Source organism: Eisenbergiella massiliensis (assembly GCF_003435485.1).
Genome location: NZ_QVLV01000003.1, coordinates 126,960 through 152,448 on the forward strand (window position 1 = coordinate 126,960; position 25,489 = coordinate 152,448).

Annotated in this window: 17 protein-coding genes; 2 read left to right on the forward strand and 15 right to left on the reverse strand. The window is 50.3% G+C overall.

Annotated elements, in window-relative coordinates:
* Positions 1-185 precede the first annotated feature (185 nt).
* The 14 genes from DXC51_RS05775 to DXC51_RS05850 all read right to left on the reverse strand — a co-directional run bounded on the left by DXC51_RS05775 (position 186) and on the right by DXC51_RS05850 (position 22,017).
* Positions 186-608 carry a DUF2000 domain-containing protein gene (locus DXC51_RS05775; protein WP_025488916.1) on the reverse strand — a complete coding sequence of 141 codons (423 nt, stop codon included), beginning with the start codon at positions 606-608 and terminating at the stop codon, positions 186-188.
* Between the two features lie 31 nt (positions 609-639).
* Positions 640-1,584, reverse strand: coding sequence for a DMT family transporter (locus DXC51_RS05780; protein WP_102287886.1), 945 nt, complete (start codon positions 1,582-1,584; stop codon positions 640-642).
* Positions 1,571-2,440, reverse strand: coding sequence for an AraC family ligand binding domain-containing protein (locus DXC51_RS05785; RefSeq protein WP_025488914.1), 870 nt, complete (start codon positions 2,438-2,440; stop codon positions 1,571-1,573). The genes DXC51_RS05780 and DXC51_RS05785 overlap by 14 nt, the downstream gene beginning before the upstream one ends.
* Before the next feature lie 305 nt (positions 2,441-2,745).
* Positions 2,746-3,531: a Wadjet anti-phage system protein JetD domain-containing protein gene (locus DXC51_RS05795; protein WP_102287884.1), complete on the reverse strand. Its 786-nt coding sequence runs from the start codon at positions 3,529-3,531 to the stop codon at positions 2,746-2,748.
* Positions 3,532-3,724: 193 nt separating this feature from the next.
* On the reverse strand, positions 3,725-7,105 hold the full coding sequence (locus DXC51_RS05805; RefSeq protein WP_021638352.1) for an ATP-binding protein: 3,381 nt from the start codon (positions 7,103-7,105) through the stop codon (positions 3,725-3,727).
* Positions 7,074-7,850 carry a DUF4194 domain-containing protein gene (locus tag DXC51_RS05810; RefSeq protein ID WP_021638351.1) on the reverse strand — a complete coding sequence of 259 codons (777 nt, stop codon included), beginning with the start codon at positions 7,848-7,850 and terminating at the stop codon, positions 7,074-7,076. The genes DXC51_RS05805 and DXC51_RS05810 overlap by 32 nt, the downstream gene beginning before the upstream one ends.
* A complete protein-coding gene (locus DXC51_RS05815; RefSeq protein WP_035323019.1) occupies positions 7,834-9,261 on the reverse strand; it encodes a Wadjet anti-phage system protein JetA family protein in 1,428 nt (475 codons plus the stop codon). Before DXC51_RS05815 ends, DXC51_RS05810 begins: the two co-directional genes overlap by 17 nt.
* A gap of 2 nt (positions 9,262-9,263) precedes the next feature.
* Positions 9,264-12,086 carry a translation factor GTPase family protein gene (locus DXC51_RS05820; RefSeq protein ID WP_021638349.1) on the reverse strand — a complete coding sequence of 941 codons (2,823 nt, stop codon included), beginning with the start codon at positions 12,084-12,086 and terminating at the stop codon, positions 9,264-9,266.
* Positions 12,087-12,379: 293 nt separating this feature from the next.
* Positions 12,380-13,309: a hypothetical protein gene (locus DXC51_RS05825; protein WP_021638347.1), complete on the reverse strand. Its 930-nt coding sequence runs from the start codon at positions 13,307-13,309 to the stop codon at positions 12,380-12,382.
* A gap of 88 nt (positions 13,310-13,397) precedes the next feature.
* The gene (locus tag DXC51_RS05830; protein WP_117544073.1) at positions 13,398-16,007 is read right to left on the reverse strand and encodes a hypothetical protein; all 2,610 of its coding nucleotides are present in this window, start codon (positions 16,005-16,007) and stop codon (positions 13,398-13,400) included.
* Positions 16,008-16,442: 435 nt separating this feature from the next.
* Positions 16,443-17,255, reverse strand: coding sequence for an exosortase K (gene xrtK, locus DXC51_RS05835; protein WP_117544074.1), 813 nt, complete (start codon positions 17,253-17,255; stop codon positions 16,443-16,445).
* Positions 17,248-19,275 (reverse strand): VIT domain-containing protein, encoded by a 2,028-nt coding sequence (locus DXC51_RS05840; protein WP_117544075.1) that lies wholly within the window; start codon positions 19,273-19,275, stop codon positions 17,248-17,250. Before DXC51_RS05840 ends, xrtK begins: the two co-directional genes overlap by 8 nt.
* 397 nt (positions 19,276-19,672) lie before the next feature.
* Positions 19,673-20,815 carry a glucose-1-phosphate adenylyltransferase subunit GlgD gene (gene glgD, locus DXC51_RS05845; protein ID WP_021638339.1) on the reverse strand — a complete coding sequence of 381 codons (1,143 nt, stop codon included), beginning with the start codon at positions 20,813-20,815 and terminating at the stop codon, positions 19,673-19,675.
* Positions 20,809-22,017: a glucose-1-phosphate adenylyltransferase gene (locus tag DXC51_RS05850; protein WP_117544076.1), complete on the reverse strand. Its 1,209-nt coding sequence runs from the start codon at positions 22,015-22,017 to the stop codon at positions 20,809-20,811. Before DXC51_RS05850 ends, glgD begins: the two co-directional genes overlap by 7 nt.
* Positions 22,018-22,211: 194 nt before the next feature.
* Between DXC51_RS05850 and DXC51_RS05855 the strand changes: the two genes are divergently transcribed.
* Both DXC51_RS05855 and DXC51_RS05860 read left to right on the forward strand, forming a co-directional pair.
* Entirely contained in the window at positions 22,212-23,228 is a 1,017-nt protein-coding gene (locus DXC51_RS05855; RefSeq protein ID WP_025488901.1) for an alpha/beta hydrolase, read from the forward strand.
* Complete coding sequence (locus DXC51_RS05860) at positions 23,155-24,969, forward strand: DUF6320 domain-containing protein (RefSeq protein WP_117544077.1); 1,815 nt, start codon at positions 23,155-23,157, stop codon at positions 24,967-24,969. Before DXC51_RS05855 ends, DXC51_RS05860 begins: the two co-directional genes overlap by 74 nt.
* A gap of 196 nt (positions 24,970-25,165) precedes the next feature.
* Here the strand turns inward: DXC51_RS05860 and DXC51_RS29450 are convergent, their stop codons facing one another.
* Positions 25,166-25,342, reverse strand: a complete 177-nt coding sequence (locus DXC51_RS29450; RefSeq protein WP_021638333.1) for a hypothetical protein — start codon at positions 25,340-25,342, stop codon at positions 25,166-25,168.
* Positions 25,343-25,489 lie beyond the last annotated feature (147 nt).

The following is a 25,489-nucleotide window of genomic DNA, read 5'->3' on the forward strand; positions in this document are numbered from 1 at the left end:
TTACCTGCGCACCTGTAAATTTCCGTTGCTGTTCCTTGTCACAGAGGTTGTCCCTCTGCCCTCACGTTATAGTATAACAAATCAGGGTTCTTTTTTCATCCCTTTTTGCCAATAAATTTTCAGGTGTTCTCTGGAAAAATATGGTTATGTTTCACAAACCGGCTCAGGCATGTTTAAAAACTGCCCTACCGCAGCAGCGGCAGGCTCCCTGTCAGCCGGTTTACCTGCTTTTTCGTTCCCCAGATGCCGATGCCCAGATAGGTGATATCCTCTTCTCTTGCCGCCGCGGCCCTGCTGATAAATTCATCATAGGTCCTGCAGCTTTGCGCCACATCGGAAAAATCCACCGCCACACATTCTGCAAATTCCGGCTGATAAAGCTGTTCCCTGATCTGCCTGAGCTTTTCCTTGTCCGCTTTCAGGATCGGCACGGGGTAAGCGGTGATTCCCAGGTGCTCCCTTCCATTTTTATCCAGCACGTCCGGGCCGATTACCTCCGGGATTTGTTTTCCCAGCGTCATCCCCAGGATTCCCGCCGCATTGGCAAGCACACCCGCAGGCAGCTCCTCATCCAGTATCATTACACATTTTCTGTTTTCAGCTTCCATCGTTTCTGTCCTCATTTCCTTCTTTTCTGTTTTATTCCAGCGCCTGCTGCTCACCTTCCGGCTGTACGGCCGCCTCCGCGGCATCCTTAGCCGTTTCTTTCCCCCATTTCTGGGACAGGAACAGGCCGCCCAGCGTCAGAAGGATGCCCACGGCGGAGGCTGCGGTTATTTTCTCTCCCAGTATCAGCGCCGAGGTCACCGCGGTAATCACCGGAACCATATAAATGTACACGCTGGTTTTCACGCTTCCCAGCGCCCTGACCGCATAATTCCAGGTTACAAAGCAAAGCGCCGAGGCTCCCAGCCCCAGAAACAGCAGATTGCCCAGATTGGACAGCTGCATAAGCTGTGCGGCCTCCACGTGGAAATCCATGAGGAAAAGAACAGGGATCATAAAAATAAGCCCGTAGAAAAAGGTCCTTCTGGTCGCCTGCACCACATGGTAGCCGAAATCCCCGATTTTTCTGGTAAGCAAAGAGTAGACCGCCCATATAATGGCAGCGCCTATGGCAAGGACATCCCCCAGAGGGTTCAGGGAAAGGGCCGCTCCGCTGCTGCCGCTGATGAGGCAGATTCCGGCCATGGCCATCACAAAGCCCAGGAAAAACCTTTTTCCCGGCTTATCCCCCTTGCGCAGGAAGAAGCTGAAAATCGCCGTAAAAAATGGCGCTATGGAAATAATCACCCCCACGTTGGAGGCCAGCGTATACGTCAGCGCCATGTTTTCCATTAAATAATAAAGCGTAACGCCGCAAAGCCCCGCTGCCGCAAAGCACAATTCCTGTTTTTTCTCCGCAGGCTTCAACTGATGTGGATATACGAGCCACAGCGTGGCATAGCCTATCAGGAAACGGATAAAAAGTATCTCAATGGGGCTGAGGCTCTTCAGCAGCACCTTGGTGGAAATAAATGTGGTCCCCCAGATAAAAATCGTTACAAACGCCGCCAAATGCCCTTTCATATCACTTTGTTTCATCTTCGCCCTCTCCTGTCTCATTGCTGTCTTTTTCCTTATCCTGAAAAATACGCTGGTACTGCTTGGGCGTCAGCCCGATAAACTCCTTAAAAAAGTGGGTAAAATGGCTCTGATCCGAAAATCCGGCCATCCCTGCCGCATCAATAGGCGCAATCCCTTCTTCCAGGAAGCGCTTCGCCTTGTCCAGCCGGATCGTCTGAAGATACCGGTAAGGCGACACCCCGGTCTGCCTGGTAAAGGAACGAAGCAGATAGGATTTCCCGAAATCCGTCATGGAAAGCAGCTCATCCAGCGTCACGTTTTCTGCAAAATGCTCCTCCATGTATTGGCACAGGCTCTGGATCTGCCGGTTCGGACGCAGCACATCCGCCGATTCAAAATCGGACGCATACTCCCTGAGAATCTGGTCCAGCAGGAAAAACAGGTTCTCCTCCTTTTCCAGCAAAGGCGCATCATTCAGCACCGCCCGGTAAAGATCCTGTACGGACTGCGCAATATCGCTCTTATAGACCACGTTTTCCGTAAAATAAGGCATATAAGCCTCGCCCGTAATTTCCTTCACCGCCCGTGACATCACCTCCGGCTTGATATTCACCGCCCGGTAGTCTAAAAGCTCCCCGTTTACAGGCGCGCAGTAATGATTATCCCTGGGATTGAACAAAATCAGATCCCCCGCCGACGTATCATACTCCTTCCCCTTGCACCACAGATGGCGCTTTCCTCCCTCAATAAAGCCAATCACATAATATTCATGAAAATGATTGGGAAATTTCTGGACAATACCGCTCAGATTATAAGCCTCAATATCCAGATCCCGATCATAATATACATGCCTTTGTTCCTGTTCCTGCAGCATGGCCGTTCTCCTTTCCTTCCGCCCTGTCCGGTTCACCATCCACAGTTCCGCTTCAGAGCATGTATATCCACTTTACCATACGCCGGAAGGGCTGTCTTGTATGATCTTACACCTCACAGAATCTGGAAAAAACTCCCCTATAATACAACTGCCCCGCAGCATGCGGGAGTATTTTCAGAATACCCCCGCCGGCTGCAGGACATTTTTTTCTTACTATAATATCTGAAAGTTTCACTGCTTCCCTGCCTGATCCCCCGCAGGTATTTATCCCGGGCCCTGCCTGAGCCCCTCTTACAAGGGCAGGCTTACTCTTTCCATAGCATACATTCCTGTTCAATCACCTTACCGGTTTCCAGAATACATTTTTTCAGTCGTTCCAGAGTTTCCGGCACACTCAATTTACGAAGCTTTTCCAGGTAAGCTTCCTCTACCGCCGCTGCTTCCTCCGCATACTTCAAAAAAGTTTCTTCATCCATCCACAACGGCTGAAGCTTTGGAAATATATTTTTCTGAATATGCTGGAAAATCCGGATCCCTCCATAATCAAGATCGCCCGTATGAAAATATTCCACACGTTTCTTTTTAAGAACCGTCTCCAGCTTCTTTAGAAAAAATCGTTCCTTCGGGGAAAAAAATCCATGGGTATAAACCAACAGGGCGCCTTCTTCATAAGGCATCTTCATAAAATTTGCCTTATTCTCCACGGTAACTACCTTACATATATCCTGTTCCTGGCAAATCTCCGCATTTTTCAGCATATCCGCATTCAGCCCGACGCCAAACGGAAACTCCGAAAAACCGGAAACTTTTCCACATACCTGAAGCCTGAGCGGTCCCTTTATCCACAATTCCTGACTATAGGTTTCCACAAAAATCTGACTCAGAACCTCTTCGGCGCTCATTACCTCCGGATCAGAATCCACATCAGGATGGAACCTCCTGGCAGCGCTGATTACAACTCCCTGAATTTCATTCTCAAATACCTTCGATTTTCCCAGGAAATGCTTACTGAACACCCTTTTGTAAATCGGTTCATTTAACTGGTTCAGCCCGGCAAGAGCCTTCAAATAATACTCTTTTTTCTCATACACTCTGGGTATCTTTCCAGCTTCCAGCGGCTTCCTCAGTTCCTCCAGGCTGTCCAGCAGCCAGGGTTTCCATTCCCTGCTGCCTATCAGCTCCTCCTGTTTTTGCGTCTGACCGCACAGAACGGCGCCCGGCCCGGACAGAAGCCGGCGGGGACAGGGAAGGTGGCGGACTCAGGGGCCGCATGGCGCACACAACTTATTCTTCCTTTATAAGCTGGGAAAAGTCCTTCTTTTCAAATTCCTGTATGGAAATACTTCTTTTATTGGGATTGGCATAAACAAAGGTCTTATCCACGTTCTCCAGATAGTTCTGGATCTTGTCATTTGTGGCGCTGATAATAGCCTGGAAGCCCAGCCCCCTTATCAGTTCGATACAGCTGGCCACCTTCTCGGCGTCCATTTTGGAAAAAGCCTCATCCAGCACCACCAGGCGGATGGTGGGACGGCGGGACAGCTTGGGCGACAGATTGATGTGGTAGGCCTGGGCAAAGCTGGCTAAAAGGGCCACATACAGCGGGTTCTGCCCCTCCCCGCCGGAGTTTTTCTTGATCATTTTGCTTAAGCCTATGACAAGACGTTCCTCGCCTTCCACAATCTGTTCCATTTCAAAGGAAAGATAGGTGCGGTAGTCCGCATATTTTTCCATATTCTTTTTGGCTTCCTCCTGCTCCCTGGCGCTGGCATTTTCCGGAGGGATGAAAATATGGATCAGGTCGTTCATCAATGTGCCGTACCTGCTCTCATGATCCATGGAAAACATGTTTATCTGATGCTCCACGGATCCTGACAGGGTGGCCGGATCGATTTCCAGGGATTCATCCATGAACATATCGTAATATTCCCCATCCAGCCCCTTGTTTTTGCTTATCCTGAACTGATAGCGGTCCTTCCCGAAGTTCAGCTTGCGGATAATGCGGTTCAGCTCGTCACGGCGGATATAGGCTTCCTTGATGGCGCTTCGGATTTTGTAAATGAAGTCTTCCTTAAAATGCTCCACGGCCACCCTGGCCTGCTCCATCGCCTTTTCTTCGTAATCCCGGATCCGGTCGCAGGCCAGCTCATCCAGCAGCTGCTGATATTCCCCGTTATTTTCCGCGCTGGCGGAGAAATCCCGGTTGGGGTGGCGTCTTAAGTACTCGGAGCGGACGTCAACCAGGCGGTTTTTCTCCGCCTCCAGGCGTTCCTCCGATTCGGTGATTGCGGAAAGTGTCTGGCGGATCAGCGCATCGTATCTGGGATTCTTCACCTGGGAAAACCAGGCGTCAAAATCCTCCTCCCAGGCAGGGGCGCCAATCAGCTGTCTCTGTCTGTCAAGAAGCTCCTCGTTTTTCTCGATGTAGGCGGCGTTGTCCGCTTCTATTTTTTTCTCCCGGTCATGGATTTGCAGCTTCAGGCTGTCGATATGACCGTCCAGGACCTTTTGCTTTTCCATGATTTCCTTACGCTGCTGACGGAGGATATCCACGCTTCCCGCACCGAGTTCTTCCATCCTTTTTTCCAGCTTTCGCAGCTGGGCTTCTTTTTTCCTTTTCTCCTCCATATCCTGGAACAGCTCCAGATAGTTTTCGGAAGGTTCCTGCAGATATTCAAAATCCAGCAGGCGCTTTGCGGCCGCTGCCATGGCTTCATATTCTTCCCGGCTGCGGTTCAGCTCCTCCAGACGCTCCTGCAGCTCCTTCTGGCGCTTACGCATACTTTTTTCACCGATAAAGGCGCGCCTGGTATAGTTCTCCGGATTCAGGCGGCGCAGCTGGAAGTTCTGGTACAGCAGGCAGTCTGCGGTCACGCCGATTTTACACTGGCGCAGTTTTGCAACATCCTCGCATTTGATTACATTTCCCAGTAAAAATTGAATGAAGGACTTCACATAAGGCTCTTTACATTCGATTTCCTCTGCCAGCGCGTTTTCCCGGACAGGATATTCCTGGGCGATGAGCTTTTCCGTATCCACAAGGGAAACCCGCCAGAATTTTTTGGCATCCAGCTGTTCGTAAATCTCCATGGCCGCCTTCACATATTTCGGCTCCACAATCAGGGCAAGCTTGTTCCAGGCCAGATAGCCTTCGATGGCGTTTCTCCATTTTTCATCCCGGATATCCAGAAGATCTGCCAGGATACGGACGGGTATGTTTTTGCCAAACTGCTCGTAAAGGCCCTTTTGGATTTCTCTTCTGGCCTCCTCCAGCTCCTTGGGGTAGGTTTTCCGTCCCAGCATGATTTCCATGAGGTCCTTTTGAATCAGATCCGCTTCCTTCTGCAGGCTCTTACACTCGGCTGCCGCCTCCTGGTGCTGTTTCTCCAGGTCGGTCCGCACCTCCTGCAGGCTCTTTTTCAGACGGCCCAGCTCCTCGCCGGAGATGGTTCCTTTCCGGAATTTATCAATATCCCAGATTGTCTGGTTGGAAATGTTCTCTTCCTCCTCCCAGCTGCCGATTTTTTCAGAAAGCGCGGCCCACCTGCGTTCACTTCGCTCAAGCAGAGCAAGGTTCTCCTCCAGGCTCTTCTGCTTGGCTTCCAGCTCGGCATACCCGCTGCCTATGATCTGGCGGTTGATCTCATCGTAGGCGGCCCCATATTCCTCCTTCAGTGCAAGCTGTGCGTCCAGGGCTTCCTTCTGGGCCAGAAGATCCTTTTTCCCTACCTCCACCCGCAGCCCAAGCTCCCCGATCAGCTCTGTCAGCTGGAGAATTGTCAGCTTATCCAGACGATAACGGCAGCTTTCGGTATTTCTTTTTCCCTCCACAAAACGGTCGAACTGATTTTTGATTCCTGTCAGCTCGTTGATTTCCTGCATGGCGTCCTCAATTTTTCGGCGCATACGGCCGTAAAGGACGACGCTCTCCTGCATATCTTCTATATGAATGTCCTGCTCCATGCAGATATACTCTTTTACGAAATCCTCCAGCTTGATATTCATGCGGAAGGGAATGGCGCGCTTGAACAGCCGGGGGAATTTCTCCATATCCAGCCCGCCCAGGTAAACATCGTACAGATTCCTGCGGAACCGTTCATTATTGGAGGTATAGAACCAGTCGTCCCTGGCAAAATTGTGCTGCAGGTAACTCTTTAGTTCCCCGATGGCCATAGCCCGCTCCTGCGTCCGGTAGCTGTTTTCCAGCAGGCCTCCCCGATGCCAGAAAAACAGCCTGCCGATTTCATTGGTTGCCGTTTCCACATCGAAAATAACGCCCACACATTCCTTTTCACCGCTCCCGGTCTGCTCCAGCTCCAGGACGATGGTGGTGGAAAAATTGTGGTTTCTTTTGTATTCAGCCTGGTTGTTTTCCCCGATATTGATCATGCCGCGCAGGTATTCCAGCAGGCTTCGATCCGAATCGTCCGCTGCCGCTTTGTTAAAAAAACCCCGGCCGTCGGTATTCGCATACAGGACGATCTGCATGGCGTCAATGACCGTGGATTTGCCGCTTCCGGAATGGCCGGTAAAAAAGTTGATGCTTTTGTTCAGCGTCAGTATTTTATGATCAATGTAATGCCAGTTGTTCAGCGCGATTCTGGTAATCGCCTTGAAGGACTGGCGGCCGGCCTCAGTCAGCTGCTGTGTCTGTGTACTCGGCATCTGTGTATCCGGCGTCTGTGTATCCGGCATCTGCATCACCGCTGTCTGTGTATCCGGCGTCCGGATCTGTGAACTCTCCGGCAGCATTGTCTGTGTCTGCTGTATCTCCATCTGGCATTTCTCCTTCTTCTTCCTCATTTGCATCCGGGACGGCTTCTTCCTCACTGAAGCTATTAAGCAGCTTCAGAATATCCTCCCGCATCAGCACCAGGTTGATGCAGGGATAGATAATAATGCGGGTGTGTTCGTTCAGCTCCTCCAGCACGTCAATCAGTTCTATCATCTGGTATTTTTTCAGCAGCGCCAGCGCCCTTTTTATCTCTGTAAGGGAGGACAGGCTTTTTGCCAGCCGGAACTCTCCCACTTTCCCGTTCAGCTCCCCAAAGGTGGTGACAATGTTCACGCTGGAGGATACCGCCGCCATCTGTTCATCATAAATCAGCTTCAGCAAAAGCAGATAGATGGTTGCAAGCTTGGGCAGCCGTTCGCCCATGGTAGCCTCCCCCTGCAGCCAGATAGTTCCCAGCTCCGTATTCTGGTTCAGCCGTACGCCCGCCACCGCAAAATATGCCGTCAAAAACTCCATATGCTTGTCGCAGAAATAAAAATCCTTATTGGCAATCAGCCGGCCTGCTTTTTTATCATATTTTCTTTCCAGCAGGAAGGTCTGACGGTACAGCTGCCTGATGACATCCTGCAGCTTTTCCTGTTCCTCCTGCGTCAGCTGTTCATATATTTCCAGCATCCTCTTTTTCCCCTTTTCTCTTAACGAATATCATTGCGGGGTAGGCAAAGCGTTCGCCTTCCACCTGTTCTCCCGAGGTGAGCACCTCAAAACGGCTGTTTTTACGCATGCAGATGTCATAGGCAAGGATCAGCTTTTCAAAATCCTCTTCACTCTCAAGGGCCATCGTCCCTGTCTCCATCACGCCGTCCTTCATATGCTCTTCAATAAAGCTTTCAATCTGCTGTTTGGTAAACCGGTGATGGATCTTGTTCAGCTGCAGTACCTCTTCTTTGGAAAGCTCCCTGTTTTCTTCCTCCGGCAGCAGATCTCCGGCAAAATTCTTCCGACGCCTCCGCCTGTACAGGGGATTATCATTCAGTACCTCCCAGGCGGAAAGATTCATCTTCTCCGCCACCCTGTTAATCCGCGCAAGCTGCGCTCCGTCCTCCTCCTGCTCTCCCAGCTTGTTCAGCAGCTGGATCACCAGGCCATGACGGTCGCTTTCATCGCTTAAAAGATAATTCAGGCGGCTTACCGTAGCGCGGATGTACTTGCTGTGCTCCCGATCCATATTGGTTATCCTGTGTTCAATAGATTCGAAGCCCCTCTCGATCTGGTCAATCAGATCCAGCACATCGTCATCCTGCCGCTTCTTAAAAAAGCCTTCCGGCTCCTTTTCCTTTTTGTCCTGAGACGCGCTCTGCTTTGCCCTGATCCGCTCTATCCATACATCATCCTCACGCATTTCCTTCAGGCAGCGTTTGATATCCATTTTATAGATGTAAAAATTATCGCTTGTTTTCAGGATGTGGTATTTTCTCTTTACCACCTCTTCCACGTAGCCCTCCAGATGCTCCTCCAGAAGCTCCCCATAGGACTGTTTTGCCAGCAGGCGGTCAAAGAATTTATCCATATTATGGAGCATATCCTGAAGCGCCTTATTCAGCTTCCTGGTATTGACCAGGGCGGTCTTTAGCATGGCAATATTCATCCTGGAGTCATTTTTGAAGGAAAAAAGAGTGGCATATACGTTCTGGATATAAATATCCGTATCCTCCATCGGCTGGTTCACCAGCTGTTCAAAGGCAGCGATAAAAACCGCCGCATAGTCGGGAATGACTATGTTGGTGGTCATCGTGGTATAATCTTCTATTTTCCGCAGCCATTTTGCCCGCAGCAGCCAGTTCAGGATACGCTTTGGAACCGCTTCCAGCGCCTCCTCTTCTGTTTCCGTTTCTTCCTTTTCCAGCTGGAACCTCCGCCGGGCGCACATATCCGCCAGAATCTGCACACATGCTTCCCTGCTTAAAAAGAAGTTGTTGTACTGATATTCATCATCTATGGTAAGGAGCGCTTCCATATAGATATCCCGGTTTACGGACCGGAAAAGGCCCCAGAAGGAGCCAGGAATCTCATATATAAATTTCAAATTTACTCATCCTCTTGTATTGTTTCCATCTGTTGGCAAGCAGAAATTTGCCTGCGTACCTCCTCGGACATGGAATCCAACAGGTAGCTTTTTTCTGTTTTCTGCTGTTCCAGATATTCTCCCCGGAGCCTGGCCGCGGCAAGTTCAATGTCTTCCTGCAAATCCCTTGCAGAAAGCAGCCGGCAGCCCTGGCCGCGGATTATAATCTGTTCCAGGCCGTCCGAGGTAGCCACTGTAATATCATATTTTTTCCCATTTTCATGGGTAAACTTTTCAATATACTGATCCGCGGTTTCCGCCTCTCTGGTATATACCACATGAATATTATGATAGTCAAGCACTTCTGTTGTGTGCCCCTGCACACGGTAGGCGTCAAATACCACGATAACCTGTGAATGCACCATGCCCTGGTAATTGCACAGAATATCCTGCAAGCGGCCTCTCGCCCCGTCAATATTCGCCTCCGCCAGGCTTTTTAACTCCTCCCAGGCAAAAATAATATTATAGCCGTCCACCAGAAGATACTTTTCCCTGGGCGCCCCGTCTTTTCTGCTTCCCGTATATACGGTTTCCCTGGACGGTACGGCTGTTTTATGTCCAAAACGGTTCCAGCCGTCCTTCCTTGGAAGCTCCTTATTTCTTTTATTGGCATGGAAGGTACGGGACAGAATCTCGTCAATTTCTTCCACATCAATCCACTCCCCGGCCGCCGCATTTCCCTTTTTTCCGGCATCGGCCCTTTTTATTCCTCCGGGATTTCCTTCCGCATTCCCATTGCCGTCCCCGCTTCTCTCTCCGCCGGGGCTATCTGTGCCAAACACTCCATCACTTCCGTCAGCGCCCTCCTGTCCCGGCAGCAGATCATCAAACCTCCTGCATTCCAAATGCATGTAGTCGGTCACCTTGTCCCATGGCACCACAAAGCCTGCTCCATGGGCACAGAATACCGAACCGGTAGGGTTTTCCGTATCCCTCTCCGGATCATAGCCGCTCTGCTCCATAACCTCAAGCGCATTGTGGCAGGGCTCATAGCCCTTTAACGAACAAAACAGCCTGCCATAGCCCTTCGTATAGGCGATTACCTCCTTCTGGTAATCCCGCATCGTCACCACAGGGCAGACACCGGTCAATACGGCCATGTCTCCTTCCGTAAATGGCGCATTGAAGCTGCCGTTCATTTTTTCAATATCCGTCATGGCCCGGCCCACCAGCTTTTCCGGCACCTCCAGCCGGAAGGCATACCAGGGCTCCAAAAGGATGCTGTGAGCCTGCATCAGTCCCTGCCGCACCGCCCGGTAGGTTGCCTGCCTGAAATCTCCGCCCTCCGTATGCTTCAGATGGGAACGCCCGGTGAGCAGCGTGATTTTCATATCCGTGATGGGAGCGCCGGTCAGCACGCCTCTGTGCTCCTTTTCCTCCAGATGGGTGAGCACAAGCCTCTGCCAGTTCCGATCCAGAATATCCTCACTGCAGTCGGAGGCAAACTGCAGGCCGCTTCCCCGCTCTGCCGGCTCCAGCAGCAGATGGACCTCGGCGTAATGCCGGAGCGGTTCAAAGTGTCCCACGCCTTCCACACGATCCGCAATCGTTTCCTTATATACAATGTGTCCGGCCCCGAATTCCACCGCCACGCCAAATCGATCCTGAATCAGGCTTTTCAAAATTTCAATCTGCACTTCTCCCATAACCTGGGCCTGGATTTCCTGCAGCCGCTCATCCCATACGATGTGCAGCGCAGGCTCCTCTTCCTCCAGCTGCCGCAGCCTGGGAAGAATGACCGGCACCTCACAGCCCTCCGGAAGCTTCACCTGATAAGTCAGGACAGGCTCCAGCAATGGCGCTGCGGAGGCCTGCTCCACGCCCAGCCCCTCTCCGGGACGGGTATGTCCCAGGCCTGTCACGGCACAGACCGTCCCCGCCTGCGCCTCGTTTATCAGCTCATATTTATCTCCGGAGTATATACGGATCTGGTTGACCTTCTCCTCCCAGACCTCCTGACCCGGCCGGAGCTTATCCTCCGCCCCTGCATTGGTCAGCATACTTTTTACCTTCAGGCTTCCGCCGGTTATTTTCATATAGGTCAGACGGTTTCCCTGGTCATCCCTGACGATTTTAAATATTTTGGCGCCGAATTCCTGCGGATAAACCGGCTGTACAGTATAGCGATCCAATCCGTCTAAAAACTCATCCACACCGGTCAGCTTCAACGCAGAACCATAAAAACAGGGAAAAAGCTTCCGTTCCCGGATCAGCTGTATCAGCTGTTCTTCCTCCAGCCGATCCTCTTCCAGGAACTGCTCCAGCGCCGCCTCATCGCACATGGCCGCCTGTTCATAAAACGCTTCATCCATTTCCCCGGAAAAATCCACGCAGCCCTCATCCAGCCTGTCCTTCAGTTCCTTCTGAATCGCCTCTTTGTCCGTCCCCGGCTGATCCATCTTATTTATGAAAAGAAAAACAGGGATCCCATACCGCTTCAGCAGCTGCCACAGCGTCTGCGTATGTCCCTGTACCCCGTCCGCTCCGCTGATTACCAGCACAGCGGCATCCAACACCTGAAGCGAGCGTTCCATCTCCGCAGAAAAGTCCACATGTCCCGGCGTATCCAGGAGGGATACCTCCATACTTTTCCATTTAAAATTTGCCTGTTTGGAAAATATGGTAATCCCCCTGGCTTTTTCCAGGGCATAAGTATCCAGGAAGGCATCTCCGTTATCCACCCGGCCCGGCTTTCTCAGCAGGCCGCTGCGATATAGAATGCTTTCCGATAAGGTTGTCTTTCCGGCGTCTACATGAGCAAGAATTCCTATAACTAATTTTTTCATATCTTATCCTGACTGTTGAATGAATTAGATGATTTATACTGGCTGTATAAGTTTTACAGTTATGTTCCTTTTATATTTTCATGGCCTGGCCAGTTCGCAGAGGCTGTCTGTCCAAAAGTTTCGCATCACCGCAGCACACGCGGCTTAGTCAGCATTGGAAGCGGCCGTCTTACGCCGTTTCTTTCATGAAAACGTTTTAAGTATACCATAAAATCAGGTCAAAAAACAGAGGAAGCTGTTCTTCAGATACGCTGAAATGAAGAAGCGGCTTCCCCTATTGTTATGTATGTTTCCTATTTATCCATATTTTCAGCAAAGTCTTCTATTGAAGCGGCTTTAATTGCTTCCTTCAGCCAGTTCTTCAACCGTTGCAAATCAGTCTCCTCCAGAAGCCTTCTGCGCAGTTCCTCCGGAACTGTACCAAGCTCTTCCAGTATTTCAAGAATACTTTCCGCTCTTCCTTTGACTTTTCCTGCTTTGTTGCCGTCCTCCCAGCTGTACTCCTTTTCCTTTGCTATAAAGCGTTCTTCATTGAATTCCGCCCACATTAATTCCTCCACCTCCGCTCTCTGTGTCCGCAAAATATCCGCAAGAACTCCCTCTTTCATACAGATATCCACCGCCTGCTTTACAGCGTCCTCCAGTTGTTCTCCTGCAGCAAGGCGTTCCCTGATGCGTTCCACAAACACCGCATATTCCCATAATTTCCGGCAATTGTCCATCAGCTCCCGATTATGGCCCAGATTAATATTCAGCATCAGCGCACTGCATTCCAGGGAAGGCTCCGCCGCCAGCCCTTCCGGCAAATAATAAGATTCCGACAGCTTTAAAACCATTCGATCAGGCAGCTGTGCCGTTCCATTATAAAAAACCAGATATTGAGGTAACGGCAGCATCAGCCTTCTGCTTCCATATAAATCTCCTCCGGAAGCATCCACATACTTCCTGTATATATCCGCTAAATAGAAAACTCCCCGGAGCGGCATGTTGGGACAATAGGTACTCTGATGCTCATATAAATTCAGCACATCGTCAAGCAGGAAGGACAGATCATTTTTCATTCCCATATACAAAACATCATCTAACGTCGTTATCTCTAATGCCTCGGCATCCTTATACTGTGTACCTCTCACGGCATTATATAACGCTAAAAGTTCTTCCTTACTGCTGAAAATCAACCGGAATAAACGGTCCTTATAAACTCTGTTCACTTTTACGTCCAATTAATTACCTCCATTATATTAACATTTTTTCTACAATGCAATAGTAAGTTACTTATTTTTATATATATAATTACAATAAACTGATACATCAAAGAAAAAACTCAACTTTTCTTTTCAGTGCCTTTTCACTCTTTTCACCATCAGCTGTCATTATAATAAGCAGCTCTCCTTCATAAATACCTCCTACGATTCCGCATAAGAGCATAAACTCTCCCGTCCCGCAGCGCATATCCCGGAGTTCTCCAAGCATTACTGTAAATACGCCATTTTTCCTGCCGATTCTTGTTAGCGAACGCAGGCGATATTTATCATCTTCTCCTTTTTCATAAAGAAGAGCCGGCCTGACAAAAAACAGTAATACTATTGCAAGAAGCAGTAAAAATACTGCTGCGCATATCACCTCCTTCAGTGTTCTCATCCAGCCTGCTTGCTCCGCGCGGCAGTTTTCAGGGTTAATGCTGCATAACGGGCAGTCCGGATTATTTTTTTTACATCTGGTAAGGCAGGTACATTCCGCTGGCTCTTCCGTTTCTTCCAGGGCAGACACTACCTTTTCGTCTGCTCCTTCGTTTCTTTCCTCCACAGTATACGTTTCTTTTTCCGGCTTATCTTTCTTCGGTTTGTGCTTCCGATCCGGCTGCTTCACATTATTATCTGAATTTTCCGGTTTCTTTTTTCTTCCGTGTTCTTTTCCTGCGCCTTTTTCATCTGATAAGTCAGGTTCCAATAGTGGATTATCTGTCCCGCCATCATCAGGCGCAGTAACAGTTTCGTTATCATCCGTATCGTTATTATCCGTTTGTCCGCCGTCCGGCGCTCCGTCTTCATTGCCGCCGTTGCTGTTCCCGCCGCCTCCCTGATTTCCTCCATCGCCGCCTTCGTCCGGTATCTGCATACGCCGTAGGGTAAATGAAGCTTCCGTAATATTTTCCAGTCTGTCTCTCACATAAAAATGATAGGTGCCCGGTTCGCTGAATTCATATTCTCCGGTATCCGTCCATTCCTCGCCATCTGTTGAAAAGGCCTTTCGGGCCAATCCGCAGCCAGGGGCGCCATCCGGCTGCAAATCCTGCGCTTCCAGAATAATCCTTGCCTTACCATACAGCCATAGCTGTGGTTTCTGGGTAAAACTGAGCCTTGGGCCGGTTCTGTCAATATTAGCCACACGGATTTCCCCTGTGGCCTGATTGCCGAAGCCATCCCTCACTGCTATATGAAAGGTACCGTTCTCCTTCACCTGTAACCTTTTATCCTCCGACCAGGTCTTCCCGTCGTCACAGGAATATTCTTTTACACCGGAACCCGGCAGGCCGGCATTATTTTTATCCGATGCATCCACAACTATGATGCATTCACGGCTCCAGCCCTCCGGTTCCAGGGACAAGGTAAATTCCGGCGGGGTCGTGTCGATATTCTGAATATCAATCGTCTGCTTTGCTATATTCCCGGTTTTGTCTCTCACTGCAACCGTAACGGTACCGTTTTCCCTGATATCGATTTGGCTGCTTTTTCTCCAGGTTTTACCGCCGTCAAAGGAAAACGGTTCCTCTGCCAGGCCGCTTCCCGCTCCGCCATCCGGCTGGAGATCCTCGGCCTGGACTGTCACCCGGTTTACCCTGACATTAGCCGCGGTATCCCAGTCAATATGGATTTTAGGCGCCGTGTTGTCTATCGTATTAATTACCAGGCTCTTCTCCCCTTCATTGCCCAGTTTATCCCGTACCTTAATCAGATAAGTACCGTTTTCCGTAAATGTATGTATATTCTGCTTCCAGGTGGCTCCCCCGTCAAAGCTGTAACCCGCTTCAGCGATTCCGCATCCCGGATTGCCGTTTTCCTGGAGGTCCTGTGCTTTTACGGTTACCTCCACACCGCCGCCGGTCCAGTCTCCGGCATAGGTAAGCTCCGTAATCTCCGGCCCCCTTCTGTCTATATTATTGACAGCAACAGATACCTCCGCTTCCGCACAATTGTTGTTGCTTCCGGCATTCAGCCTGCAGGTATAGGTTCCGTTGCTTTCCACAGATAATTCATTCTGTGCGGACGGAGCCCCTCCATTCCAGATAAAGCTGTCGGAGGCAACCGCAATGCTGCCTTTTATTTCATACCCTGCTTGCAGCTTCACTTCTCTTGTCCACTGCGTGGTATCCGGACGCACCGTCAATACCGCAACCTCCGCTCCCTCCGTTTCACCGCAGGACATTTCATAACCTGTCACCTCGCCTTCATGGCTGCAGTCCAGTTTTTTATCTGTATGCGTAGTGCTATCGTAGCCTTTGAAGCCGTCCGTTCCCGGACCATGGTGTTCTGTAAAATGTATCTGTGTGTATTGATCCGCCGCACCGCAGGCACTGTGTTTTTTAATGACATTCTGATAGATTTCATGTACCTGTCCATGGCAGTCGCAGTGTGCATCCCCCTGCGACCAGAAGCCGCCGTTCCCATGTACGGTAACCGTACAGCTGACGGTACGGTAACATCCCTTCTCCTCGGAATGCTCATGAAACAGTTCCCGGAAGCAGCTTCCTCCGTTCTCCTCACTGCCTTCATGTCGATGGACTATGGACGCGGATACGCTGCCGTCCGATTCTTCCGCCGATATTTTAAGTCCGCCCAGGCCCGCCGTTACCAGTGCCAGCCATAGAATGCCCGCCATAATCCCCAGCCAGGCTGTTTTTCTTATCGTTTGTAATCCCATAGGATACCTCCTTCATTGTTGTGTAAATTGAGATTCTAAAGTCCCTTAAAGGGTTGATAAGATCCCTTAAAGGGTTGATAAATAAATCTAAGCACCAAAAGTATATTTAAGCGCCAAACCAAAAAATAAGCGCAAAAAATACACCAGAAGCTCAGTCCATAGGCATCTCTCCCTTCTTTTGTCCGACCTGTTCCGTAAAAATTGGAATTCATACCGGCTGATTCGCCATGATGCCGTCTTACATACGGCCTTTGAAATAGAAAAACGGATTACCGGGAAATGGTAACCACCGTGAAAATACTTTATCACAAAATCATTCAGCCCGCAAGCTGTTTTATATAGCATAATCCTGCAAAAAAAACAGCGGCAGGGAAAGAACTTTACTTCCGTAAAATTTCTCCCTGCCGCCGCTGCTTTTACCGCCTCACAAAGTATTTATGGCAGCTCTTCTCCTCTGCCGGTGCCTGCGTCAGCGCTTCCACATCCTGTTCTTCCGTTCCTAACCAGAGAAGCTAACCAAAGAAGCAGAATTATTCCCACAATCACAGTTGTTACAAGTGCCGCATATTCCCCAAATCCGTCTCTGTTTTTTCCCCGGGCTCCGTTCAAAAACGGAATGCCGAGTACGATGGCAAAATACCAGAATACCGGTACCGCCCACTTGATTCGTCTGCGTTGGCGTCTTACCTCCCCTGCAACTATCCCCGCCATAAAATCCGCCGCCTGATAAACCAACAGCAGCGCCATAAAATAAACCACAATCCCAATCAGCGTATGAAGACGTTGTGCCGTCAGCCACCCGCCTCCGGCCAAAACACCCTCCAGCCGAAGCGGCAGATATATGGCTGACACAATACGGATACCATTGACAAAAACAGTAAACAGATAGGAAAATACCATGCTTCCCGCCAGCCAAATAGTCTTTTTCTTTCCTGTTTTCATCCGGTGTATGCAGCCGTAAATAAGCGCTGCCATGCTCACAAGCATAAACTGGACGCCGGAACAGGAGGCGGCAATGATAAAACGCAGTTCATGATTTACATAGCCCTGCTGCGCTTCATAGGCAAAGGAAATCCCGCCCAGGCTCCCTGCCCACCGGGCCGTGGGAGCCAGAATCCATCTCAGTTCATCGCTTCCTGCCCTGCTGTAAAAAAGCTTCAGAGATGAAAGCACCACAAAGCCTGCGGCATAAAATATCAGGTTTTCTTTAAGCACCGCCTTCCATCTGCTTCCTGCCATGTTAATCATCCCTTCCTGCCGTCCTTCTTCTCCTGTTCCGGGAATAGACGTTTATCCCCGCCGCAGCCGCGGCAAATGCCAGCAGAAGCATGAAGCCCGGTTCCGAACCCACGGTATAGCCTCCTATAGCCAGATCCGACACCTGCCGGGGCAGCGGTATGGGCTGTTTCACATCCGTGCTTTCACCGCTTTCATTGCGGATCGTTTCCGTCACCGCGATAAAGGAGGTATAGGGTGTTATCATGCTGTAATCCAGGCCTATCTGCGTTACTTCTTTTTTTGCCGCTCCTTTCAGATCCTCGCTGAAGCCGTAATCCGTCAGCCTCTCCACCTTTTTTCTGGCCCAGAGATAACGGATTATATTATTTTCTTCCAGCGGCTCCGCGTCTGAAACCTGAATCTCCTGCACATAATCCCTGCTGCCTGATTTTCCCGTAATCCGGATCGTCCCGGCAGGCCCTCCCTTCCATTTTCCAAACAGGACAATGGGACGCTGGGCAAAGAGGGTAGACAGTACGGAGGGTTCCACCTCATATACGTCAAAGCCTTCATAATCCACCCGGATATCCGTCAAAAGCGGATATTGGATATAGGTTCTGAATTTTTCGGCTGTTTCCGCGGCTTTCTGGTCATCGGTAACCACGAAGGCTTCTCCCATTCCGGTCTGGGCAATGCCGTCTATCAGGTACCGGTTCACGGAAGAGCCTATGCCGAAGGAGAAAAAGCTGGCCGCACCCGCATTCTTGTTTATCAGATCAAAAATTTCTTTTTCCTCCGCAATATAACCGTCTGTGATAACTACAATGCTGCGTGATACCTCCTTTTCCGCCGGAATAGCCAGTGCATTTTCCAGCGCGGGCACCAGCTCCGTCCCGCCGCCGCCTTCCTGGGCATCAATCAGCGCCGTCGCCTTCCCGATGTTCTCAACGGTTGCCGGAACCGACACCGGCGACATCTGTAGCGAGGCGCCGGAAAACAATATCAGGTTAAAACGGTCCGTTTCCCGCAGGTTTGTTACCAGATCCCTGATAAGCTTCTTGGCAGTATCCAGGGGATATCCATACATGGAGCCTGACACATCCAGTACGAAAATGTATTCCCTGGGCGTAATGTCCTCTGTCTGATAGCGTTCCGGCGGCTGCACCATCAGCATGAAAAAGTTTTCCTTCTCCCCTTTTCCCAGCGTCAGACCACAGTTCACCTGATTCCCTGTCAGCTTATAATCCAGGATAAAATCCCTGTCCCCGGCAAACTCCGCCGGATTGGAAAGCGTCACCTGTGCCGCCGTATCACCGGTCCATGCCACATCCACGGCATGGGAGCTGCAGGTCAGCTCCGAAATCGGGACCCCCGCGGACAGATTGACGGTAATATTGTACCTTTCTGATGGTTCTTCCCCTGCCTTTAGAAAAGGACTGGCTATCCAACCGTCCGTTTCCATGGTTTTGGGTACATGGGGACTGGAATAACGCGGCCCGGCAACCGTTGGAAAAACAAACTGATACGTCCCCTCGGAAGGAACGATCAGCTCCGTATAATGCAGTTCTATCCGTATGGTATCCCCCGGCATTACATTGGCCACATCCATGGTAAACACATTGGGCCGCTGCTCCTCCAGCAAAGAAGCGCTTTTCCCTTCGCTTTTCGCCTGCTCATATTCCTGCTTTGCTTCCTGCTTTTCTTTGATTTTGGCAGTGATTACCTCATTCCCAATCTGCATCGTCATCCCATGGACGGTCACTCTTGTGGAAGCCGGAAAAACATAGCTTGCATTGATGGGGATCTCTCCCTCGTTTGTATAGGTCTGAGTCACAAAGGTTTCCGCAATGACACCGTTGATATTGGTCACCACCTCCGTTTTCTTCAACGGAAAGCTGTCCGCCGACGCCTCCGTCCCTTCAATAAGAAAATATGGGGCGAGGGTAGTGTCACCCTCCCCGTCTGTTCCCGCTGCATGAACCGTCATGGAACAGGTTGTCAAAATAAGCATTGTAAAAATAATTCCCAGCCAGTTTCCTTTATTTTTCATCTGTGCTCTCCTCTGCGCGCTGCGCTTTTAACAGTTTCTAACCCTCACTTCGTACATGCCGGAACCAAATAGATCGTGTATACCTACGCATCCGGCATATACGAAGTCAGGATTATAATAATAAATTACAGCGCACAGGCATCAAATCTGCATCAAAGATGCATCAAATCTGTATCATGCGGAAATCTGCCTGACATCCCGCCCTTTTGCCAAACCTTCCGTAAATAAAAAAATACCCCGGGCTGCAGGGCCTATTCCGGTAAAGGAATGTCTGCCGCAGTAAATCCGGGATATTTTTTCCTGTCCTGCGGCTGTTTAAGAAAGAACCGCCGCAGGATTCATTTTTCAGTTTATTCAGGCCGTCCTGCCCGCATATCCGGCAAATAACTGCCTGATATCATACCACCTGATACTTCGCCACATAAACAGGGAAGCTGTCCGTTCCCTTGATTTCCTTATCGGCAGTGATGGTCACATTCTTATCCGAAATAATGTATTCCACATTCACTCCCGGTTCAATCACGGTATCCTGCATCAGCACACAGTTCTTTACCTTTGCGCCCTTTCCTACCCTGACGCCACGGAAGAGAACGCTGTTTTCCACTTCCCCTTCTATGATGCAGCCGTCAGCGGCCATAATATTTTTCGCCTTCGCTCCTTTTATATAGCGGGTCGGGTTGTCGTCACGGATTTTGGTGTAAATATGGTTGCCGCCGAAGAGCGCGTCCAGGTTTTCCTCATCCAGAAGCTTCATATTTTCATCGAAATAGCTCTTAATACTGCTGATACGCGCAATATAACCGCCGAACTTATAGCCGCGCACATTCAGCTTATCCAACTGGGGCGCCAGGATATCCCGCTCAAAATACACATAGCCCCTGACAAACGCGGCGGAGATCTGGCTGATCAGCAGCTCCCTTTCAATAATATAGATGTTCAGGGACAGGTTCTGAATCCCCGGCTCCTCCGGATTGATCTGGATTTCCCTGACACGTCCGTCCTCGATATCCAGGGTATAGTACAGATCCTTATTCACATCGAAGGGTTTGATCAGCCCCTCCGGGATTTCCTCCTGGGCATAGGCCAGGGTCACATCGGCGCCGCTTTCAATATGGGCATTCAGCATGGCCTTGAAATCAAAATTGGCGGCCAGGTTAGCCTCGGACATAATCACGTATTTTTCCTTCTGATCCTTCAGAAAGTCCAGAATGCTTGCCAGCGCCTCCACACGTCCGTTGTAGACCTTCACCGTTTTTTCCGCAAAGGGGGGGACGATGTTCAGCCCGCCGTTTTTACGGGTCAGATCCCATTCACGCCCGGAACCAAGATGGTCCATAAGAGAATGGTAATTCTTGCGGACAATCACGGAAATGTTGTCAATTCCGGCATTGACCATGCTGGACAACACAAAATCAACCATCCGGTAACGCCCTGCAAAGGGAATGGAGGCCATCAGACGCTCCGCAACCAGTTCAGGTACCAGGGAATCATAGCTGTTGGGAAAAATGATGCCGAGTGCATTTGCATTGGAGTTTACCATTCTACTTCACCGTCCTTTACATTATGATCGATCATGGCATTGGGGCCTATCTTGGCGCCGTCGCCGATATACACACCTGCCCCCACCGTGGCCACGCCGTTTTCCGCGCCCTCAGGCATGGCGCCCACTTCGGCATTTTCACCGATAACCACATTTTCCGCAATGATGCAGTGCTTAACCACCGCGCCCGCCTTGATCACCGTGCCGCCCATAACAACCGCATCCTCCACATCTGCGCCAGGCTCCACAATAACGCCGGCAAACAGGACCGAATGCTTCACATGGCCGCCGATACGGCAGCCGTCCGTAATCATGGAATTCTCCACCTCTGCCTCGGAAGAAATCTTGTGGCCGGTCATACCGCTGTTCCTGCTGTATATTTTCCAGTTATCGTCAAACAGGTTGATTCCGCTGTGCTCCGGATCCAGGACCTCCATATTGGCCTCCCACAAAGAGGCGATGGTTCCCACATCCTTCCAGTATCCGCTGAAATGATAAGCATACATCTCACGGCCATCGCGCAGCAGGCTGGGAATAATGTTGTTGCCAAAGTCATTCTCCGATTCCGGATCCGCCTCATCCTCTATGAGATACCTCTTGAGCACGTCCCAGTTGAAAATATAGATACCCATGGAAGCCAGGTTGGATTTGGGATTCTTCGGTTTCTCCTGGAATTCGGTGATCTTATCGTTCTCATCCGCCACCATCAGACCGAAGCGGGAAGCCTCCTCCCAGGGCACTTCCATGACGGCCACGCTGAATTCCGCGCCCTTTTCCTTATGGAACCTCAGGAAATCACTGTAATCCTGCTTGCATATCTGATCTCCTGAAAGAATAATCACATATTCCGGATTATAGCGTTCAATAAAAGGAATGTTTTGATAAATCGCATTGGCAGTTCCCTTATACCAGTCCGATCCGGATGCCTTCTGGTAAGGCGGCAGAACATGCACTCCGCCGTAAAGACGGTCCAAATCCCATGGCTGACCGTTTCCTATGTACTCGTTGAGCACCATGGGCTGATACTGGGTCAGGATTCCCACCGTATCAATACCGGAATTCACGCAGTTGGATAACGGGAAATCGATGATACGGTATTTTCCGCCAAAAGGAACTGCAGGTTTGGCCAGCTTCTGCGTCAGGGCATACAATCGGGAGCCCTGGCCGCCGGCAAGAAGCATCGCAATCATTTCTTTTGCCATAAATGTTTCCCCCTGTTTTCTAATTTCTTATGTTAAAATTGTACCACATAATGACAATTACCGACAGCCTTTTGTGCAATTTAAGCAAAAATTTTTAGCTGTTTTTCGACCGTACATTTACAATTCCAGCCCGGGGTGTTATTCTTTTCGTAAGAAAAGGAATTCTGCGGCGCAGAATATGGGTAAACTTACAGATGGCAATCAACAAAGCGATGCGCACCGTCCTCAAGGCGCTGTCCTACGGCGACATTAACGTACAGTCCTCCAGGGCTTTTGCCAATATCAAGGCAATCGATCCGCTGAAGCGTTTTTACAGGACCATAGACACGAAGATCTACAATGGAGACTATGAGGTTCCCACCCGCATCTATCTGCCCGGCGAAGAGCTTCCTTCCCGGAACGGAATGGAGGGGAATACCCTTCCGGTGCTCCTGTTCCTGCACGGAGGCGGCTGGATCACGGAAAGTGTGGATACCTATGACCGGGTCTGCGCGGGGCTTGCCAGGGACACGGGGCACGCGGTAGTTTCCGTAGGCTACCGGCTGGCGCCGGAATTCCGCTTCCCTGCGGGGCTTGAGGACTGCTACGCTGTGGCGCGGGCGATTTATAAGAACCGTTTTCTGCTCAATGTGGATCCGTCCCGCATCACCCTCATCGGCGACAGCGCCGGCGGCAACCTGGCGGCAGCCCTGTCCCTGATGGCCAGGGACAGGGGCGAATTCATGCCGCAGCAGCAGATCCTGATCTACCCCGCCGTAAACAGCGATTACTCGGAAGCCTCCCCTTTCCCCTCCGTGCAGGAAAACGGAACTGATTTCCTGCTTACCAGGCAGAAGCTCTGCCAGTATCTGGAATATTACCAGGGTACGGAGGCCGACCGGCTGAATCCTTATTTTGCCCCCATCCTTGCACAGGATCTGTCCCGTCAGCCCCGGACGCTGATACTTACGGCCCAGTTCGATCCCCTGCGGGATGAAGGGGAAGCCTACGGAGAACGGCTCCGGGAAGCCGGAAATGAAGTGGAAATCCACAGAATCAAGGATGCGCTGCATGGTTTTTTTGCCCTTGGCATCAAATATTACCACGTACAGGAAAGCTTCACCCTCATCAATCAATTTCTGAAGGAGAATGATAACAGTGTTTGGCAGCAAACGAGCTCATTGGAGAAAGCTGGACAATGCAGCCAAGATATTTCCGGCGACCAGCAATAAAAAAGATACGCGGGTTTTCCGCTTTTACTGTGAATTAAAGGAGCCTGTGGAAGGTAAAGCCCTGCAGGCGGCCCTGGATAAAACCATGGAAAAATATCCGGTTTTCCTGTCCGTCATGCGCAAAGGCCTGTTCTGGTATTATCTTGAGAAAAGTGAATTGAAGCCGGTGGTAAAGGAGGAATCCGAGCCGCCCTGCCTGAATCTGTATATCAGAGACAGAAAGACCCTTCTTTTTCAGGTAAATTACTATAAAACCCGGATTAATTTCGAAGTGTTCCATGCGCTCACGGACGGCACCGGTGCCATACAGTTTCTCAAGGAGCTGGTAAAAAACTATCTTCTCATCCGGCATGAGGCCGACGGCCTTCCCGACGTTTCTTTTACCGAAGAGGATATGACCCTGCAGGATCAGGAATCCGACGGCTTCGCAAAGTATTATAAGAAGCCCAAAAAAGGCTCGGGGAAAAAAGTGCATTCCTTCCAGCTGTCCGGCGCGCGGACGGGCTATGGGAGCCTGAACATTACGGAGGGGCTCGTTTCCTGCCGGGCGCTCCTTGGCAAAGCCAAGGAATACGGCGTTTCCATGACCGTCTTCCTCACCGCGGTCTTCCTATGCGCGGTTCACGAGGAAATGAGCCGGCGGCAGCGCAAAAAGCCCGTGGTGCTCATGGTTCCTGTGAACCTCCGGAAATATTTCCCCTCCTCTTCCATGCTGAACTTTTTTGGATGGATCGAACCAGGCTATCTTTTCCCGGAGGAGGAATATTCCTTTGGGGATGTGGTGGAAAGCGTAAAAGCATATTTTAAGGAAGAGCTGACAAAGGATCGCCTGGGCCAGCGCATGAGCAGCCTGATGAGCCTGGAGCAAAACCCGCTGCTGCGCATTGCCCCTCTGGAAATTAAAAATCTGGGGATGCAGCTGGGCGTACAGCTTGCCAAAGATGACGTAACGGCCATTTTTTCCAATCTGGGCGTGGTTTCCCTCCCCCGGGAATACGTTCCCTACATCCGCAGGTTCGGCGTATTTACCAGCACGCCGAAAATAGAGCTGAGCATGTGTTCCTTTGAGGACGACCTGGTTCTCAGCTTTGCCTCCTGCTTTCAGGATCAGAATATTGAACGGAATTTTTTCCGAATTCTCAAAGGCTTCGGCCTGGAGGCTGAACTGCTGGAGGACCGTTTCCCCGCAAAAAAAACGCCGGAATATAAAGGCCTGCGTTTTTTCCAGTGGTTTTCCTTCTCCTGCATCGCCGCTGCCTGCGCCGCGGTAATGGTGAATCTGATTTTCACGCCCTCCCTGCGCTGGTCCGTCTATGTCATCGGCGGCGCCCTGAGCATGTGGCTCGCGCTTGCCCTGGGCTTTTTCAAACGGCATAACCTGCTGAAAAACGCCGTCTGGCAGATGCTTCTCCTGCCTGCCGTATGTGTGATCTGGGATCTGTGCACAGGCTGGCACGGCTGGTCCGTTGACTATGTGCTTCCTGCGGTCTGCATGCTTATCCAGCTTTCCATGCTGATTATCACAAAGGTGCAGAAGCTGCCGGTGCAGGAATATATGATCTATTACATTTTAGCCGGCCTTATCGGCCTGCTTCCCGCCCTGCTGTTGGCGCTGGGCGCAGCGCAGGTGGTATATCTCTCCGTGCTCTGCGGTGGCATCAGCTTCCTGATGCTTACCGGCCTGCTGATCTTTAAAAGCAGGGATATGTTTACGGAATTGTACAAAAAGCTGCATTTTTAGGCCTGCTTCTCAGGCTGTTTTGTGATGGAAGGCCATATATGGCATATCCAACCGCCATGTACACAGGGTTAAATTACTGCCGGGAAACAGAGTTCCTCCCTTCGCCCGATAAAAATAATGCCTCCGGACACCAGCTGTCCGGAGGCATTATTTTTCGTTGTAATATTTTCTCTTTTTGTATTAAAAGCACAAAATTTTATCTTTTGTTCTGTTTTCTTCCTAACATTTTCCTGAGGAAGGGTTCACCCTTCACAAATATCTGTCCGAAGTTCTCACAGTTGTAAAAACGCTCTGTGGTCACCCATTCCGGGTACGTGTTTTCCTGCTTAACAATCAGGGAATTGTCTGTGATATCAAAGCTGAATGCGTTCATAACATAACCTCCTCCGGTACGTCTGCTTACGTTCCTTTTCAATTACAATATATAATTATATGGACTTTTCGTCCATAATCTGGTAGTCTGAAAAAAACGGCATGTTTATGTACTATCAGTACATATTTTGAGGGTCTGGCTGCATTT